The sequence below is a fragment of the Streptococcus peroris ATCC 700780 genome (genome assembly GCF_000187585.1).
In the GTDB taxonomy this organism is placed as follows: Bacteria; Bacillota; Bacilli; order Lactobacillales; family Streptococcaceae; genus Streptococcus; species Streptococcus peroris.
Map to the genome: position 1 here is coordinate 1594569 of NZ_GL732463.1, position 16934 is coordinate 1611502.

Here is a 16934-nt window from a genome sequence, read left to right on the forward strand (position 1 = left end):
TAAATTATGAAATACTATCTAAAAGAAGAATTTTTACATGATGCTAATGTAAAAAATGCGGGCAATAAGGCACGTAATGACGTTGAAACGGTTCTAAAAGATTTAGGATATACCCCGTTGAAGGTGTTAGTAAATAACTGGTATCAAATGAATCTCCTTCATGCTCAAATTCATAAATATAGAGCTCTATTGCAATCCTTCAAATTCTTAAAGAAAAATGATGAAATTGTCATTCAATTTCCTTTGTTGCATCATTCTATATTTCTTAGCCGTTTATTAAAATCTCTTAAAAAGAGGGGGATTCAGGTTTATTTTTTAGTTCATGATTTGGAAACACTACGCTTTGTAAATGATAAAACTCTTCCATTTAGAAGAAAGTTACGGATGAAATTAACGGAAAGTGATACATTTCATTATGTGACTGGTATCATTGCCCATAATCCTATTATGAAGTCAGTTTTGGTGGATAAAGGAGTGGCGGAAGATAAGATTGTCAGTCTTGGGATTTTTGACTATTTGATTCCAAATTTCCAGGAAAAGAGTAGTCTGACAAAAGATAATCCCATTATTGTGGCTGGTAATTTGGCACATGAAAAAGCTGGCTATCTATACTCACTTCCTGCAGAACCTGCTTATAATCTTTATGGAGTTGGCTTCGATGAGAGTAGAGCACTTGAAAATGAGACCTACTTTGGTTCTTTCTTACCTGATGAACTTCCTGCAGCCTTAAAGGGTGGTTTTGGTCTGGTCTGGGATGGAGATAGTTCTGAGACCTGTAGTGGTTTTTTTGGCGAATACCTCCGTTATAACAACTCCCACAAAGCTTCACTTTATCTGGCGTCAGGCTTCCCACTTGTAGTTTGGAAACAGTCGGCCTTGTCACATTTTGTGCTTGAAAACGGCTGTGGAATTGCGGTAGACTCTTTATCTGATCTAGCTGAAAAAATCCAATCTTTATCGGATGAAGAATATCAAAAATTAGTGAGCTGTTCTCAAGAAATAGGAAAAAATATTCGAGCAGGATATTACTTAAAAACGGCATTAAAAAAATTTGATTGATTTTTTTATATTTCTACTATAGCAATTCGGTTAACTGTAATTTTCAGTATTTTTTGAAATAACGTATAATCTTTTATGAGATTATAATAAGGAGTATCTAGAAAGGTAGTCTATAATGAAAGGTATTATTCTCGCAGGTGGTTCGGGGACACGTCTATATCCTTTGACTCGAGCTGCGTCAAAACAGCTGATGCCGGTATATGATAAACCGATGATTTATTATCCTCTTTCAACTCTGATGCTAGCTGGAATTAGAGATATTTTAATTATCTCAACTCCACAAGATTTACCCCGCTTTAAAGAACTACTCCAAGATGGTTCTGAGTTTGGGATTAAACTTTCATACGAGGAGCAACCGAGTCCAGACGGTTTGGCACAAGCCTTTATCATTGGCGAGGAATTTATTGGTGATGACAGTGTTGCTCTAATTTTAGGAGACAATATCTATCATGGACCTGGTCTTTCTAAGATGCTACAAAAGGCAACAAGTAAGGAGTCAGGAGCGACTGTTTTTGGCTACCATGTTAAAGATCCAGAACGGTTTGGTGTTGTTGAGTTTGATCAAGATATGAACGCTATCTCTATCGAAGAAAAACCAGAACACCCTCGCTCAAATTATGCCGTTACGGGACTCTATTTCTATGATAATGATGTAGTAGAGATTGCTAAAAGTATTAAACCAAGTTCTCGTGGTGAATTGGAAATTACAGACGTTAACAAGGCTTACCTAGAACGTGGAGCTTTGTCTGTTGAACTTTTAGGACGTGGTTTTGCATGGTTAGATACAGGGACACATGAGAGCTTATTAGAAGCTTCTCAGTATATTGAGACAGTTCAACGGATGCAAAATGTTCAGGTTGCTAACTTGGAAGAGATCGCTTATCGCATGGGTTATATCAGTCGCGAAGATGTATTGGCCCTTGCTCAACCTCTTAAGAAGAATGAATACGGGCAATATTTGCTCCGTTTAATTGGAGAATCATAATGACGAAACAATTTTTTGATAAAGAATTAGCGGTACGCGAGATTGAAACGATTCCAGGTCTGCTCGAGTTTGATATTCCAGTACATGGGGATAACCGTGGCTGGTTTAAAGAAAATTTTCAGAAAGAAAAAATGCTTCCTCTTGGTTTTCCTGAATCTTTTTTTAGAGATGGGAAATTGCAAAACAATATATCCTTCTCTCGAAAGAATGTTCTTCGTGGTTTACACGCAGAACCCTGGGATAAGTACATCTCTGTAGCAGATGGTGGGAAAGTTCTGGGCGCATGGGTTGATCTACGTGAGGGTGAAACCTTCGGAAACACCTATCAAACAGTAATTGACGCAAGTAAGGGAATCTTTGTTCCTCGAGGTGTGGCCAATGGTTTCCAAGTTTTATCAGATACAGTTTCATATAGTTATCTGGTCAATGATTACTGGGCACTAGAACTCAAATCTAAGTACGTCTTTGTAAACTATGCTGATCCAGCTCTTGGTATCGAATGGGAAAATCTTGCAGAAGCAGAGGTTTCAGAAGCAGATAAAAATCATCCATTACTTAAGGATGTGAAACCTTTGAAAAAAGAGGATTTATAAGAAGGAAAGAATATGACTGAATACAAAAATATCATAGTGACGGGTGGAGCTGGTTTTATCGGTTCCAACTTTGTCCACTATGTTTATAAACATTTTCCAGATGTTCACGTGACAGTCCTAGACAAGTTGACTTATGCTGGGAATCGCGCTAATATTGAGGATATCTTAGGGAATCGTGTTGAGTTGGTTGTGGGTGATATTGCGGATGTGGGATTGGTAGACAAGTTGGCATCTCAAGCAGATGCCATTGTGCACTATGCGGCGGAAAGCCATAATGATAATTCACTGAATGATCCATCACCGTTTATTTATACTAACTTTATCGGAACATACACACTTTTGGAAGCAGCGCGTAAATATGATCTTCGTTTTCACCATGTATCAACAGATGAAGTCTATGGGGATCTCCCTTTACGCGAAGATTTACCAGGTCATGGTGAAGGTCCAGGTGAGAAATTTACTGCTGAAACAAAATACAATCCAAGTTCGCCTTACTCATCAACTAAGGCAGCTTCAGATTTGATTGTCAAAGCTTGGGTACGATCATTTGGTGTCAAGGCAACGATTTCTAACTGTTCAAATAACTACGGTCCTTACCAGCATATCGAAAAATTCATTCCTCGCCAAATTACCAACATCCTAAGTGGAATTAAGCCAAAGCTGTACGGTGAAGGTAAGAACGTTCGTGACTGGATTCATACCAATGACCATTCTTCAGGTGTTTGGACAATCTTAACAAAAGGTCAAATTGGTGAGACCTACTTGATTGGGGCTGATGGTGAGAAAAACAACAAGGAAGTTTTGGAACTTATCCTTAAGGAAATGGGACAACCTGCCGATGCCTATGATCATGTGACTGACCGTGCAGGACACGACCTGCGCTATGCAATTGATGCAAGCAAGCTCCGTGATGAGTTGGGGTGGAAACCAGAATTTACCAACTTCGAACAAGGTCTTAGAGAAACCATCCAATGGTATAAAGATAATCAAGAGTGGTGGCAGGGAGAAAAAGAGGCTGTTGAAGCCAACTATGCGAAGACACAAGAGGTTCTTGAAAAATAAAATTGAGGTCGATATCTTTTGTCTCAACCTCTATTGCTATACTGAAGAATCGAGAACTCGTTGAAAGGAAGCAAAATGATTTTAATTACAGGGGCAAATGGTCAATTAGGAACTGAACTTCGTTATCTGTTGGATGAGCGTAATGAAGAATACGTTGCGGTTGATGTGGCTGAGATGGACATTACCAATGCAGAAATAGTTGAGAAAGTTTTTGACAAAGTGAAACCGACTATAGTCTACCATTGTGCAGCTTATACAGCTGTTGATGCGGCAGAGGATGAAGGAAAAGAATTGGATTTTGCCATCAATGTGACAGGGACAGAAAATGTTGCTAAAGCATCCGAAAAGTACGGTGCGACTCTTGTCTATATTTCTACTGACTATGTCTTTGACGGTAGGAAGCCTGTTGGACAAGAATGGGAAGTAGATGACAAACCAGATCCGCAAACTGAATACGGTCGTACTAAGCGCATGGGTGAGGAACTGGTAGAAAAATACGTTTCAAACTTCTATATTATCCGTACTGCCTGGGTTTTTGGGAATTACGGCAAAAACTTCGTTTTCACGATGCAAAATCTTGCGAAAACTCATGAAACCTTGACCGTTGTAAATGATCAACATGGTCGTCCAACCTGGACACGTACATTGGCTGAATTTATGACATATTTAGCTGATAATCGCAAGGAATTTGGTTATTATCATTTGTCGAATGATGCGACGGAAGATACAACTTGGTATGATTTTGCAATTGAGATTTTGAAGGATACAGATGTCGAAGTTAAGCCAGTAGATTCGAGCCAATTCCCTGCTAAGGCTAAACGTCCGCTAAACTCAACAATGAGTCTGGTCAAAGCCAAAGCAACAGGATTTGTCATTCCAACTTGGAAAGATGCCTTAAAAGAATTTTATAAACAAGAAGTGAGGAAATGAATAATAAATACTTAGGAGCTAGTTTTTAGCTTCTTTTTGTTTGTAAAAAATAAAAGTGAATTACTTATGAACTGGAATTAATAGTTGTGTGTAGAACTAAAAATCAAAACTAGCTGTAAAGCTGAATAGGATATTTATACAATTAAGTGAAAATTCTTTGTAAATGTTACGGATTTTCAGGATAACTTTCTGTATTTTTGATAACTTTTCACTATTTTTTAGAGAAAAATAGCATAAAAATCTAGTTATCCGCATAAAAACTGGACTTATCACACTTTATCAAGGTCAAAACCACTCAATTTACTACTAATTTACTACTTATGAATGAGCTTTGATACGACGATTTATCCTTGAAAAGTGAAGATATAAAGATACTTCCAATAAAATTTGAATATTTAATAGGTAGACACTTCAAAAAATGAGGTGTCTATTTTTTTACCCGATTTTGAAAGGAAGTGAACTTATGAAAACAAAAAATCAAGAATCAAAAGGTCGTTCCCCACTCTTTAAGACCATCAAACATTCATTCAGCCAATAAAAAAGAAAGGATAGGTAAAAATATGGAACTTAAATTTGTGATTCCCAACATGGAAAAAACATTCGGCAATTTAGAATTTGCTGGCGAGGATAAAGTCGTTCAGCGAAGAATCAACGGACGGCTAACTGTCTTATCAAGAAGCTATAATCTCTATTCTGATGTTCAAAGAGCAGATGATATTGTGGTGGTGCTTCCTGCTGAAGCTGGCGAAAAACATTTCGGCTTTGAGGAACGTGTGAAGTTAGTCAATCCACGTATTACCGCAGAGGGCTACAAAATCGGCACTCGTGGTTTTACAAATTACCTTTTACATGCTGACGACATGATAAAAGAATAAAGAAAGAGAGGAAAAATGATGAGATTAGCAAATGGCATTGTATTAGATAAAGACACGACTTTTGGAGAATTGAAATTCTCTGCTCTACGTCGTGAAGTGAGAATCCAAAATGAAGACGGGTCGGTTTCAGATGAAATCAAGGAACGTACCTATGACTTAAAATCCAAAGGACAAGGACGCATGATTCAAGTAAGTATTCCTGCCAGCGTGCCTTTGAAAGAGTTTGATTATAACGCACGGGTGGAACTTATCAATCCCATTGCGGACACCGTTGCTACTGCCACCTATCAAGGAGCAGATGTTGACTGGTATATCAAGGCAGACGATATTGTGCTGACAAAGGATTCTAGTTCATTCAAAGCTCAACCACAAGCAAAGAAAGAACCGACACAAGACAAATAGTCGCTAGGTAGAAAGGAGACTTTTTCGCATGAAACAGCGTGGTAAAAGGATTCGCCCATCTGGTAAAGATTTAGTCTTTCATTTTACGATAGCGTCACTCCTGCCTGTTTTCCTGCTGGTTGTCGGACTGTTTCATGTGAAGACAATCCAGCAGATCAACTGGCAGGATTTTAACCTATCACAAGCAGATAAGATTGACATTCCCTATTTAATTATCAGTTTCAGTGTCGCAATTCTTATCTGCTTGCTGGTAGCGTTTGTATTCAAACGGGTTCGCTATGATACGGTTAAACAACTTTACCACCGTCAAAAACTGGCAAAGATGATACTTGAAAACAAGTGGTATGAATCTGAACAGGTCAAAACAGAGGGTTTCTTTAAAGATAGTGCTGGTCGTACAAAGGAAAAGATAACCTACTTCCCTAAAATGTATTATCGACTTAAAAATGGCTTGATACAGATACGGGTGGAAATCACGCTGGGAAAATATCAAGACCAACTCTTACACTTGGAAAAGAAATTAGAGAGTGGCTTGTACTGTGAGCTGACGGATAAAGAGTTAAAGGATTCCTATGTGGAATATACTTTGCTCTATGACACCATAGCCAGTCGTATTTCTATTGATGAAGTAGAAGCTAAAGATGGTAAACTTCGCTTAATGAAAAACGTATGGTGGGAATATGATAAGCTCCCTCATATGTTGATTGCTGGTGGTACAGGTGGCGGTAAAACTTACTTTATACTGACACTGATTGAAGCCTTGCTTCATACAGATTCAAAACTGTATATTCTTGACCCGAAAAATGCTGACCTTGCGGACTTAGGTTCTGTGATGGCAAATGTCTACTATAGAAAAGAAGACTTGCTTTCTTGCATTGAAACATTCTATGAAGAAATGATGAAACGTAGTGAGGAAATGAAGCAGATGAAGAACTATAAGACTGGCAAAAATTATGCTTACTTAGGTCTCCCGGCACACTTCTTAATCTTTGATGAATACGTCGCTTTCATGGAAATGCTGGGAACAAAAGAAAACACCGCAGTTATGAATAAGCTGAAACAGATTGTCATGTTAGGTCGTCAAGCTGGCTTCTTTCTAATACTGGCTTGTCAACGTCCAGACGCAAAATATTTAGGCGACGGAATCCGTGATCAGTTTAATTTCAGAGTGGCTTTAGGTCGTATGTCTGAAATGGGCTATGGCATGATGTTTGGCAGTGACGTACAAAAGGATTTCTTCTTAAAGCGAATCAAAGGTCGTGGCTATGTTGATGTAGGAACAAGTGTCATATCAGAGTTTTATACTCCCCTTGTACCAAAAGGATATGATTTCTTGGAGGAAATTAAAAAGTTATCCAACAGCAGACAGTCCACGCAGGCGACGTGCGAAGCGGAAGTCGCAGGTGTGGACTGATCTTGCTGGCTGGTGTGGCAATAGCCACGCCAGCACTTAACCCCCCGTATCTAACAGGGGGGTACAAATCGACAGGAAACAGTCAAAAAAACATTAGAAAATCCTTTGGTTACAAGGGATTTACAAAATTTCAGCGTATGTCAAATGGGCTTTAAAAGTTGACATACGCCTTTTTGATTGGAGGGATTTTTACTGAATGAACAAACTTGGTTACAGCATTTAAAAGAAAAACGCTTGGCTTATGGACTATCTCAAAACCGTTTAGCTGTTGCGACTGGTATTACAAGGCAGTATCTAAGCGATATTGAAACAGGAAAAGTCAAGCCATCAGAGGATTTACAGCAGTCCCTTTGGGAAGCTCTGGAACGCTTCAATCCCGACGCTCCCCTTGAAATGCTGTTTGATTATGTAAGGATTCGCTTTCCGACAACAGACGTACAGCAGGTGGTCGAAAACATCTTACAACTGAAACTGTCCTATTTTCTTCATGAGGACTATGGTTTCTATTCTTATTCAGAGCATTATGCTTTAGGCGACATATTCGTCCTTTGCTCCCATGAACTGGACAAAGGAGTTCTGGTGGAATTGAAAGGTCGTGGGTGCAGACAATTTGAAAGCTATCTTCTGGCACAACAAAGAAGCTGGTATGAGTTCTTTATGGACGTTTTGGTGGCTGGCGGTGTGATGAAACGCCTTGACCTTGCCATTAACGATAAGACAGGGATTTTGAATATCCCTGTACTCACTGAAAAGTGCCAACAGGAAGAATGTATCTCCGTCTTCCGCAGTTTTAAAAGCTATCGCAGTGGCGAACTGGTACGCAAAGAGGAAAAGGAATGTATGGGAAACACCCTCTATATCGGTTCATTACAAAGTGAAGTTTATTTCTGTATCTATGAAAAGGACTACGAGCAGTACAAGAAAAATGATATTCCCATTGAAGACGCAGAAGTAAAAAACCGTTTTGAGATTCGATTGAAAAATGAGCGTGCCTATTATGCAGTCCGTGATTTACTCGTCTATGACAATCCAGAGCATACCGCCTTTAAAATTATCAATCGGTATATCCGTTTTGTAGATAAAGACGATTCCAAACCTCGTTCTGATTGGAAACTGAATGAAGAATGGGCTTGGTTTATTGGGAACAATCGTGAACGATTAAAACTAACCACAAAACCAGAGCCTTACTCCTTCCAAAGGACGCTGAACTGGCTATCTCATCAAGTTGCCCCGACCTTAAAGGTTGCGATTAAACTTGATGAAATCAACCAGACGCAGGTTGTAAAAGACATTCTCGACCATGCGAAACTGACAGACCGACACAAGCAGATTTTGAAGCAACAGTCAGTAAAAGAACAGGACGTGATAACAACAAAAAAATAACTCAAATACAAATTCATTGAATATAGAGAGGAGAACATTTTTATGAATTTTGGACAAAACCTTTATAACTGGTTTCTATCAAACGCTCAATCACTGGTGCTTTTAGCAATCGTTGTGATTGGCTTGTATCTTGGCTTCAAGCGTGAGTTTAGCAAACTGATTGGCTTTTTAATTATTGCGATTATTGCGGTTGGCTTAGTCTTCAACGCTGCTGGAGTAAAAGACATTTTACTAGAGCTATTCAATCGCATTATTGGTGCTTAAATAAAACCGTTCTTTTGTGGAATATAAGTGGTTTTCTTATGTTCCGCAAAGGAATGGTACACCAAACGAAGTGCGGTAGGGATTTTTGAATCTCTACAAAGAAAGGACGTGAATATATGGACGATATGCAAGTCTATATTGCGAATTTAGGCAAATACAATGAGGGCGAATTGGTCGGTGCGTGGTTTACCTTTCCCATTGACTTTGAGGAAGTCAAAGAGAAAATCGGCTTGAATGATGAATATGAGGAATACGCCATTCATGACTACGAGTTACCCTTTACGGTTGACGAATACACTTCCATTGGCGAACTCAATCGACTATGGGAAATGGTATCGGAATTACCCGAAGAATTACAATCGGAGCTATCTGCTCTGCTCACTCATTTTTCAAGCATTGAAGAACTAAGCGAACATCAAGAGGATATTATCATTCATTCCGATTGTGATGATATGTATGACGTGGCACGCTACTACATTGAAGAAACGGGTGCTTTAGGCGAAGTACCAGCTAGTCTTCAAAACTATATTGATTATCAAGCCTATGGTCGGGATTTAGACCTTTCAGGAACGTTTATCTCAACCAATCATGGGATTTTTGAAATCGTCTATTAAATCTGTCGGTACATTACTACTGGCAGATTTTCTATTTTACGGGGTGGCTCAATCAGCTACCCCTATTTTTTATGAAAGGATTGATTACATGAAGAAAATACGAAGCTATACCAGTATCTGGTCTGTGGAAAAGGTACTGTATTCTATCAATGATTTTAGACTTCCGTTTCCCATAACCTTTACGCAAATGACATGGTTTGTCGTGTCACTCTTTGCAGTGATGATACTTGGCAACTTGCCCCCTCTTTCCATGATAGAGGGAGCATTTCTCAAATACTTTGGGATTCCTGTGGCTTTCACATGGTTTATGTCTACAAAAACTTTTGATGGTAAAAAGCCTTATGGATTTTTGAAGTCTGTCATTGCTTATGCACTGCGACCAAAGCTGACCTATGCAGGAAAAAAAAGTAACGCTTGGCAGAAACCAGCCACAAGAAGCCATTACAGCAGTTAGGAGTGAATTTTATGGCATATCCAATTAAATACATTGAAAACAATCTCGTCTGGAATAAAGACGGGGAATGTTATGCTTACTATGAGCTTGTTCCTTACAATTACTCATTTCTAAGTCCAGAACAGAAAATACAAGTGCATGATTCTTTCAGACAGCTTATCGCACAAAATCGTGATGGCAAAATTCATGCTTTACAAATCAGTACAGAATCCAGCATACGTTCTGCACAAGAGCGTTCCAAAAATGAAGTCACTGGCAAGCTCAAAGCGGTTGCCTATGACAAAATCGACCAACAGACAGACGCTTTAATATCCATGATTGGCGAAAATCAAGTGAACTACCGTTTCTTTATCGGCTTTAAGTTGCTTCTCAACGATCAGGAGTTTTCTATGAAAAGTCTTACCGTTGAAGCAAAAAATGCTTTGTCTGATTTTGTCTATGATGTGAACCATAAGCTGATGGGCGATTTTGTTAGTATGAGTAATGATGAAATCCTGCGTTTTCAGAAGATGGAAAAGCTCTTAGAAAATAAAATCTCTCGTCGTTTCAAAATCCGCAGGTTAGATAAGGACGACTTCGGCTATCTGATTGAACACCTTTACGGACAGACAGGCACTGCCTATGAAGAGTATGAGTACCATCTATCAAAGAAAAAGCTGGATAATGAAACGCTGATTAAATACTATGACTTGATTAAGCCTACTCGCTGTTTGGTGGAAGAAAAACAGCGATATTTGAAAATCCAGCAGGAAGATGAAACCGTCTATGTAGCTTACTTTACCATTAACAGCATTGTCGGAGAACTGGACTTCCCGTCCTCTGAAATCTTCTACTACCAGCAACAGCAATTTACATTCCCGATTGATACGTCAATGAATGTGGAAATTGTAGCGAATCGTAAAGCCCTATCTACTGTCCGCAATAAAAAGAAAGAACTGAAAGACTTGGATAACCACGCTTGGCAAAGTGATAATGAAACCAGCTCCAATGTGGCGGAAGCTCTGGAAAGTGTGAATGAGCTGGAAACCAATTTAGACCAAAGCAAGGAATCTATGTACAAGCTGTCTTATGTGGTAAGGGTATCAGCAAATGATCTTGACGAACTCAAACGTCGTTGTAATGAAGTGAAAGATTTTTATGACGATTTAAGCGTAAAACTGGTACGACCATTTGGGGATATGCTCGGCTTACATGAAGAATTTTTACCTGCCAGCAAGCGTTATATGAATGATTATATTCAATACGTGACCTCTGATTTCCTCGCTGGTTTAGGTTTTGGTGCTACTCAAATGCTGGGGGAAAATGAGGGGATTTATGTTGGCTACAGCTTAGATACTGGACGCAATGTCTATCTGAAACCTGCTCTTGCCAGTCAAGGGGTTAAGGGTTCAGTAACCAATGCGTTAGCGTCGGCTTTTGTTGGTTCGCTGGGTGGTGGTAAATCCTTTGCGAATAACCTTATCGTCTATTATGCGGTGCTTTATGGGGCACAAGCAGTGATTGTAGACCCAAAAGCAGAACGTGGCAGATGGAAAGAAACCTTGCCAGAGATTTCCCATGAAATCAATATCGTCACTCTGACTTCTGATGAGAAAAACAAAGGCTTACTTGACCCTTATGTGATTATGAAAAATCCCAAAGATTCTGAATCACTGGCTATTGATATTCTGACATTCCTTACGGGGATTTCCTCTCGTGATGGGGAACGCTTCCCAATCCTTAGAAAAGCCATTCGTGCAGTAACCAATAGTGAAGTACGAGGGTTGATGAAAGTGATTGAGGAATTACGGGTTGAGAATACGCCACTAAGTACCAGTATAGCCGACCATATCGAAAGTTTTACAGACTATGACTTTGCACATTTATTATTCAGTAATGGTTATGTGGAGCAGTCTATCAGCTTAGAAAAACAACTGAACATTATACAGGTTGCGGACTTGGTACTTCCCGACAAGGAAACTTCCTTTGAGGAATATACCACTATGGAGCTTTTATCCGTTGCTATGCTGATTGTCATTAGTACCTTTGCTTTAGACTTTATCCATACAGACCGAAGCATTTTCAAGATTGTAGATTTAGACGAAGCATGGAGCTTTTTACAGGTAGCACAAGGAAAAACACTATCTATGAAGCTGGTTCGGGCTGGTCGTGCTATGAACGCTGGGGTATATTTCGTGACCCAAAATACAGACGACCTCTTAGATGAAAAACTGAAAAATAACCTCGGCTTAAAATTTGCATTTCGTTCCACTGACCTTAACGAGATTAAAAAGACCTTAGCCTTTTTTGGTGTAGACCCAGAGGACGAAAACAATCAGAAGCGATTGCGTGATTTGGAAAACGGGCAATGCCTTATCAGTGATTTATATGGTCGTGTCGGTGTGATACAGTTCCACCCTGTATTTGAAGAACTGCTCCATGCCTTTGATACCAGACCACCTGTGCGAAAAGAGGTGTAAATGTGAAACCATCAATAGTAAACAGAATAAAATCAAACTGGACGCTGAAACGTCTAGGTAAAGTGGCAATGACAGTGGCTTTCACACTTGTGATTGCCATTTTTCTTTTAGCCATGCTGGGAACGGTGGTTCAAGCTGCGGGCTTGGTAGATGATACGGTCAATGTGGCAAATGAATACAGCCGATACCCACTTGAAAACTATCAACTGGATTTTTATGTGGATAATAGCTGGGGCTGGCTTCCGTGGAACTGGTCGGACGGGATTGGAAAACAGGTCATGTATGGACTATATGCCATTACCAATTTTATTTGGACAATCAGTTTGTATGTTTCCAATGCGACAGGTTACTTAGTACAGGAAGCCTATTCCTTAGACTTCATTTCCGCTACAGCAGATTCCATTGGTAAGAATATGCAGACCTTAGCTGGTGTGAGTGCAAACGGATTTTCAACAGAGGGTTTCTATGTTGGATTCCTCTTACTCTTGATTTTGGTTCTTGGGGTTTATGTTGCCTATACGGGACTGATAAAGAGAGAAACCACAAAGGCAATTCATGCCATTATGAATTTTGTGCTGGTGTTTATCCTATCGGCTTCCTTTATTGCCTACGCTCCCGACTACATTAAAAAAATCAATGACTTTTCATCAGACATCAGTAATGCCAGTTTATCACTTGGCACGAAGATTGTCATGCCCCATTCCGATAGTCAAGGCAAGGACAGAGTGGACTTAATCAGAGATAGCCTGTTTTCCATACAGGTTCAGCAACCGTGGCTACTGCTTCAATACAACAGTTCAGACATTGAAAGTATCGGTATTGACCGTGTGGAAAGCCTGCTCTCCACCAGCCCAGATTCCAACAATGGCGAAGACAGAGAAAAAATTGTTGCGGAAGAAATTGAAGACAGAAGCAATACCAATCTAACCATTACAAAGACCATTAACCGTTTAGGTACAGTCTTCTTCCTATTTGTCTTCAATATTGGGATTTCCATATTTGTATTCCTATTAACAGGAATCATGATTTTCTCGCAGGTACTTTTTATCATCTATGCTATGTTTCTGCCTGTGAGCTTTATTTTAAGCATGATTCCATCATTTGATGGTATGTCAAAACGAGCCATAACAAAGCTCTTTAATACCATTTTGACACGAGCTGGAATCACATTGATTATTACGACAGCATTTAGTATTTCAACCATGCTCTATACCTTATCGGCTGGTTATCCGTTCTTTTTGATTGCTTTTCTACAGATTGTGACCTTTGCAGGAATCTACTTCAAGCTGGGCGATTTAATGAGTATGTTTTCTCTACAGAGTAACGATTCTCAAAGTGTGGGAAGTCGTGTGATGAGAAAACCTCGTATGCTTATGCACGCTCACATGCACCGTCTACAGCGGAAACTTGGACGTTCCATGACTACTCTAGGGGCTGGGTCTGCCATTGTTACAGGTAAAAAAGGACAGTCGGGTTCGGGGAGTTCTGCAAGGACACAAGCAGATCACTCCCGACCAGACGGAAAGGAAAAATCAACACTTGGAAAACGTATCGGTCAAACCATCGGTACAGTAGCTGATACCAAAGACAGAATGGTAGACACTGCTAGTGGTTTGAAAGAACAGGTTAAAGATTTGCCGACCAATGCAAGATATGCAGTATATCAAGGAAAATCCAAAGTAAAAGAGAATGTCCGTGATTTAACCAGTAGTATTTCTCAAACCAAAGCGGACAGAGCCAGTGGACGCAAGGAACAGCAGGAACAAAGGCGAAAAACCATTGCGAAGCGTCGCTCTGAAATGGAACAGGTCAAACAGAAAAAACAGCCTGCTTCTTCTGTTCATGAAAGACCGACTACAAGACAAGAACAATATCATGATGAACAGACCTCAAAACAGTCTAATATTCAGACTTCATATAAGGAATCTCAACAAGCCAAACAAGAGCGTCCAGCAGTTAAGTCCGATTTTTCAAGTCCAAAAGTGGAACGCCAAGGCAATACCGTTCAAGAAAAAACCGTTCAAAAGCCAGCAACTTCAACCACTACAGCAGATAGAACTTCACAACGTCCAATCACAAAAGAACGTCCGTCTACTGTTCAAAGAGTACCACTACAAAATACAAGAAGTAGACCACCAATCAAAACCGCCACCATTAAGAAAGTCGGTAAGAAACCATGAAGTTGAAAACTTTAGTGATTGGTGGTTCTGGATTATTCTTGATGGTCTTCTCACTGCTTCTGTTTGTTGCCATTTTATTTTCAGATGAACAGGACAGCGGAATTTCCAATATTCATTATGGAGGTGTGAATGTTTCCGCAGAAGTGCTGGCTCATAAGCCTATGGTAGAAAAATATGCCAAAGAATATGGCGTTGAAGAATATGTCAACATACTTCTTGCGATTATACAGGTGGAATCGGGCGGTACTGCGGAAGATGTTATGCAGTCCTCGGAATCCCTCGGTCTTCCACCTAATTCATTGAGTACAGAAGAATCCATTAAGCAAGGTGTGAAGTATTTCAGTGAATTATTAGCCAGTAGCGAAAGGCTCAGTGTAGATTTAGAATCGGTTATCCAGTCCTACAATTATGGTGGTGGTTTCTTAGGGTATGTGGCTAATCGTGGAAATAAATATACCTTTGAACTGGCTCAAAGTTTCTCAAAAGAGTATTCAGGTGGCGAAAAAGTGTCTTACCCCAATCCCATAGCCATACCTATCAATGGGGGCTGGCGATACAACTATGGCAATATGTTTTATGTGCAACTGGTAACGCAGTATCTTGTCACAACAGAGTTTGATGATGATACGGTACAAGCCATCATGGACGAAGCACTGAAATATGAGGGCTGGCGATACATTTACGGTGGAGCTTCCCCGACTACTTCTTTTGATTGTAGCGGACTGACACAATGGACGTATGGAAAAGCTGGAATTAACTTACCACGAACCGCACAACAGCAATATGATGTGACCCAGCATATCCCACTATCGGAAGCACAAGCTGGCGATTTGGTTTTCTTTCATTCTACCTATAACGCTGGCTCTTATATTACTCATGTTGGGATATACCTTGGCAATAACCGTATGTTTCATGCAGGCGACCCAATCGGTTATGCCGACTTAACAAGCCCCTACTGGCAACAGCATTTAGTGGGAGCAGGACGAATCAAACAATGAGAAAGGAAGATTTAATGATGAAATTTAGAAAAAATCAGAATAAAGAAAAACAGATACCAAAGGAAAAGAAACCTCGTGTCTACTATAAGGTCAATCCTCATAAAAAGGTTGTGATTGCCTTGTGGGTACTTTTAGGGCTTAGTTTCAGCTTTGCGATATTCAAGCACTTTACAGCTATAGATACTCATACTATTCACGAAACAACTATCATAGAAAAGGAATACGTTGATACTCATCATGTAGAAAATTTTGTAGAGAACTTTGCGAAAGTCTACTATTCATGGGAGCAATCCGATAAGTCCATTGATAATCGAATGGAAAGTCTAAAAGTCTATCTGACAGATGAACTTCAAGCTCTCAATGTTGATACAGTACGCAAAGATATTCCTGTATCGTCTTCTGTAAGAGGATTTCAGATATGGACGGTAGAGCCAACTGGCGACAATGAGTTTAATGTAACCTACAGTGTAGACCAGCTCATTACAGAGGGAGAAAATACAAAGACCGTCCACTCTGCTTATATAGTGAGTGTCTATGTAGATGGTTCTGGAAATATGGTACTGGTTAAGAATCCGACCATTACCAACATACCTAAGAAATCAAGTTATAAACCAAAAGCCATTGAAAGTGAGGGGACGGTTGATTCCATTACAACCAATGAAATCAATGAGTTTTTAACGACGTTCTTCAAGCTCTATCCTACAGCGACAGCCAGTGAACTTTCCTACTATGTGAATGACGGGATATTAAAACCAATCGGAAAAGAGTACATCTTTCAAGAACTGGTAAATCCTATTCACAATCGTAAGGATAATCAAGTCACGGTATCGCTGACAGTGGAGTATATCGACCAGCAGACCAAAGCAACGCAGGTATCTCAATTTGATTTGGTACTTGAAAAGAACGGGAGTAATTGGAAGATTATAGAATAACAAATATTGGTACATTATTACAGCTATTTTGTAATCACGTACTCTCTTTGATAAAAAATTGGAGATTCCTTTACAAATATGCTCTTACGTGCTATAATTTAAGTATCTATTTAAAAGGAGTTAATAAATATGCGGCAAGGTATTCTTAAATAAACTGTCAATTTGATAGTGGGAACAAATAATTGGATGTCCTTTTTTAGGAGGGCTTAGTTTTTTGTACCCAGTTTAAGAATACCTTTATCATGTGATTCTAAAGTATCCAGAGAATATCTGTATGCTTTGTATACCTATGGTTATGCATAAAAATCCCAGTGATAAAAGTATTTATCA

General features: G+C 39.5%; 17 protein-coding genes. All 17 read left to right on the top strand.

Annotated features, from left to right (window positions below; all coding sequences use genetic code 11):
• Positions 1 to 6 precede the first annotated feature (6 nt).
• Complete coding sequence (locus HMPREF9180_RS09700) at positions 7 to 1059, top strand: glycosyltransferase (protein ID WP_006146369.1); 1053 nt, start codon at positions 7 to 9, stop codon at positions 1057 to 1059.
• A 115-nt stretch (positions 1060 to 1174) separates the two neighbouring features.
• Entirely contained in the window at positions 1175 to 2044 is an 870-nt protein-coding gene (gene rfbA / locus HMPREF9180_RS09705; protein ID WP_006146370.1) for a glucose-1-phosphate thymidylyltransferase RfbA, read from the top strand.
• Positions 2044 to 2637, top strand: a complete 594-nt coding sequence (locus HMPREF9180_RS09710) for a dTDP-4-dehydrorhamnose 3,5-epimerase family protein (RefSeq protein WP_006146371.1) — start codon at positions 2044 to 2046, stop codon at positions 2635 to 2637. The genes rfbA and HMPREF9180_RS09710 overlap by 1 nt, the downstream gene beginning before the upstream one ends.
• A gap of 12 nt (positions 2638 to 2649) precedes the next feature.
• Positions 2650 to 3699: a dTDP-glucose 4,6-dehydratase gene (rfbB, locus tag HMPREF9180_RS09715; protein WP_006146372.1), complete on the top strand. Its 1050-nt coding sequence runs from the start codon at positions 2650 to 2652 to the stop codon at positions 3697 to 3699.
• Positions 3700 to 3774: 75 nt separating this feature from the next.
• Positions 3775 to 4629 carry a dTDP-4-dehydrorhamnose reductase gene (gene rfbD, locus HMPREF9180_RS09720; RefSeq protein ID WP_006146373.1) on the top strand — a complete coding sequence of 285 codons (855 nt, stop codon included), beginning with the start codon at positions 3775 to 3777 and terminating at the stop codon, positions 4627 to 4629.
• A 560-nt stretch (positions 4630 to 5189) separates the two neighbouring features.
• Positions 5190 to 5504 carry a YdcP family protein gene (locus tag HMPREF9180_RS09725; RefSeq protein WP_000420682.1) on the top strand — a complete coding sequence of 105 codons (315 nt, stop codon included), beginning with the start codon at positions 5190 to 5192 and terminating at the stop codon, positions 5502 to 5504.
• A 15-nt stretch (positions 5505 to 5519) separates the two neighbouring features.
• Positions 5520 to 5906 (top strand): YdcP family protein, encoded by a 387-nt coding sequence (locus HMPREF9180_RS09730; RefSeq protein ID WP_000985015.1) that lies wholly within the window; start codon positions 5520 to 5522, stop codon positions 5904 to 5906.
• Between the two features lie 28 nt (positions 5907 to 5934).
• A complete protein-coding gene (locus HMPREF9180_RS09735) occupies positions 5935 to 7320 on the top strand; it encodes an FtsK/SpoIIIE domain-containing protein (protein ID WP_000813488.1) in 1386 nt (461 codons plus the stop codon).
• A 177-nt stretch (positions 7321 to 7497) separates the two neighbouring features.
• Complete coding sequence (gene mobT, locus HMPREF9180_RS09740; RefSeq protein ID WP_000398284.1) at positions 7498 to 8703, top strand: MobT family relaxase; 1206 nt, start codon at positions 7498 to 7500, stop codon at positions 8701 to 8703.
• A gap of 42 nt (positions 8704 to 8745) precedes the next feature.
• Positions 8746 to 8967, top strand: coding sequence for a hypothetical protein (locus HMPREF9180_RS09745; protein ID WP_001009056.1), 222 nt, complete (start codon positions 8746 to 8748; stop codon positions 8965 to 8967).
• 116 nt (positions 8968 to 9083) lie between these two features.
• Positions 9084 to 9581 carry an antirestriction protein ArdA gene (locus HMPREF9180_RS09750; protein ID WP_000342539.1) on the top strand — a complete coding sequence of 166 codons (498 nt, stop codon included), beginning with the start codon at positions 9084 to 9086 and terminating at the stop codon, positions 9579 to 9581.
• A gap of 88 nt (positions 9582 to 9669) precedes the next feature.
• Positions 9670 to 10035: a conjugal transfer protein gene (locus HMPREF9180_RS10040; RefSeq protein WP_425274381.1), complete on the top strand. Its 366-nt coding sequence runs from the start codon at positions 9670 to 9672 to the stop codon at positions 10033 to 10035.
• 11 nt (positions 10036 to 10046) lie between these two features.
• Positions 10047 to 12494, top strand: coding sequence for a conjugal transfer ATPase TcpF (gene tcpF / locus HMPREF9180_RS09760; protein WP_000331160.1), 2448 nt, complete (start codon positions 10047 to 10049; stop codon positions 12492 to 12494).
• Between the two features lie 2 nt (positions 12495 to 12496).
• Positions 12497 to 14674 (top strand): CD3337/EF1877 family mobilome membrane protein, encoded by a 2178-nt coding sequence (locus HMPREF9180_RS09765; protein WP_006146375.1) that lies wholly within the window; start codon positions 12497 to 12499, stop codon positions 14672 to 14674.
• Positions 14671 to 15672: a bifunctional lytic transglycosylase/C40 family peptidase gene (locus tag HMPREF9180_RS09770; protein WP_000769867.1), complete on the top strand. Its 1002-nt coding sequence runs from the start codon at positions 14671 to 14673 to the stop codon at positions 15670 to 15672. Before HMPREF9180_RS09765 ends, HMPREF9180_RS09770 begins: the two co-directional genes overlap by 4 nt.
• The gene (locus HMPREF9180_RS09775; protein ID WP_006146376.1) at positions 15669 to 16604 is read left to right on the top strand and encodes a conjugal transfer protein; all 936 of its coding nucleotides are present in this window, start codon (positions 15669 to 15671) and stop codon (positions 16602 to 16604) included. Before HMPREF9180_RS09770 ends, HMPREF9180_RS09775 begins: the two co-directional genes overlap by 4 nt.
• A 274-nt stretch (positions 16605 to 16878) precedes the next feature.
• Positions 16879 to 16934: hypothetical protein (locus HMPREF9180_RS10225; RefSeq protein WP_425268497.1), on the top strand; the 56-nt coding region annotated here is incomplete at its 3' end.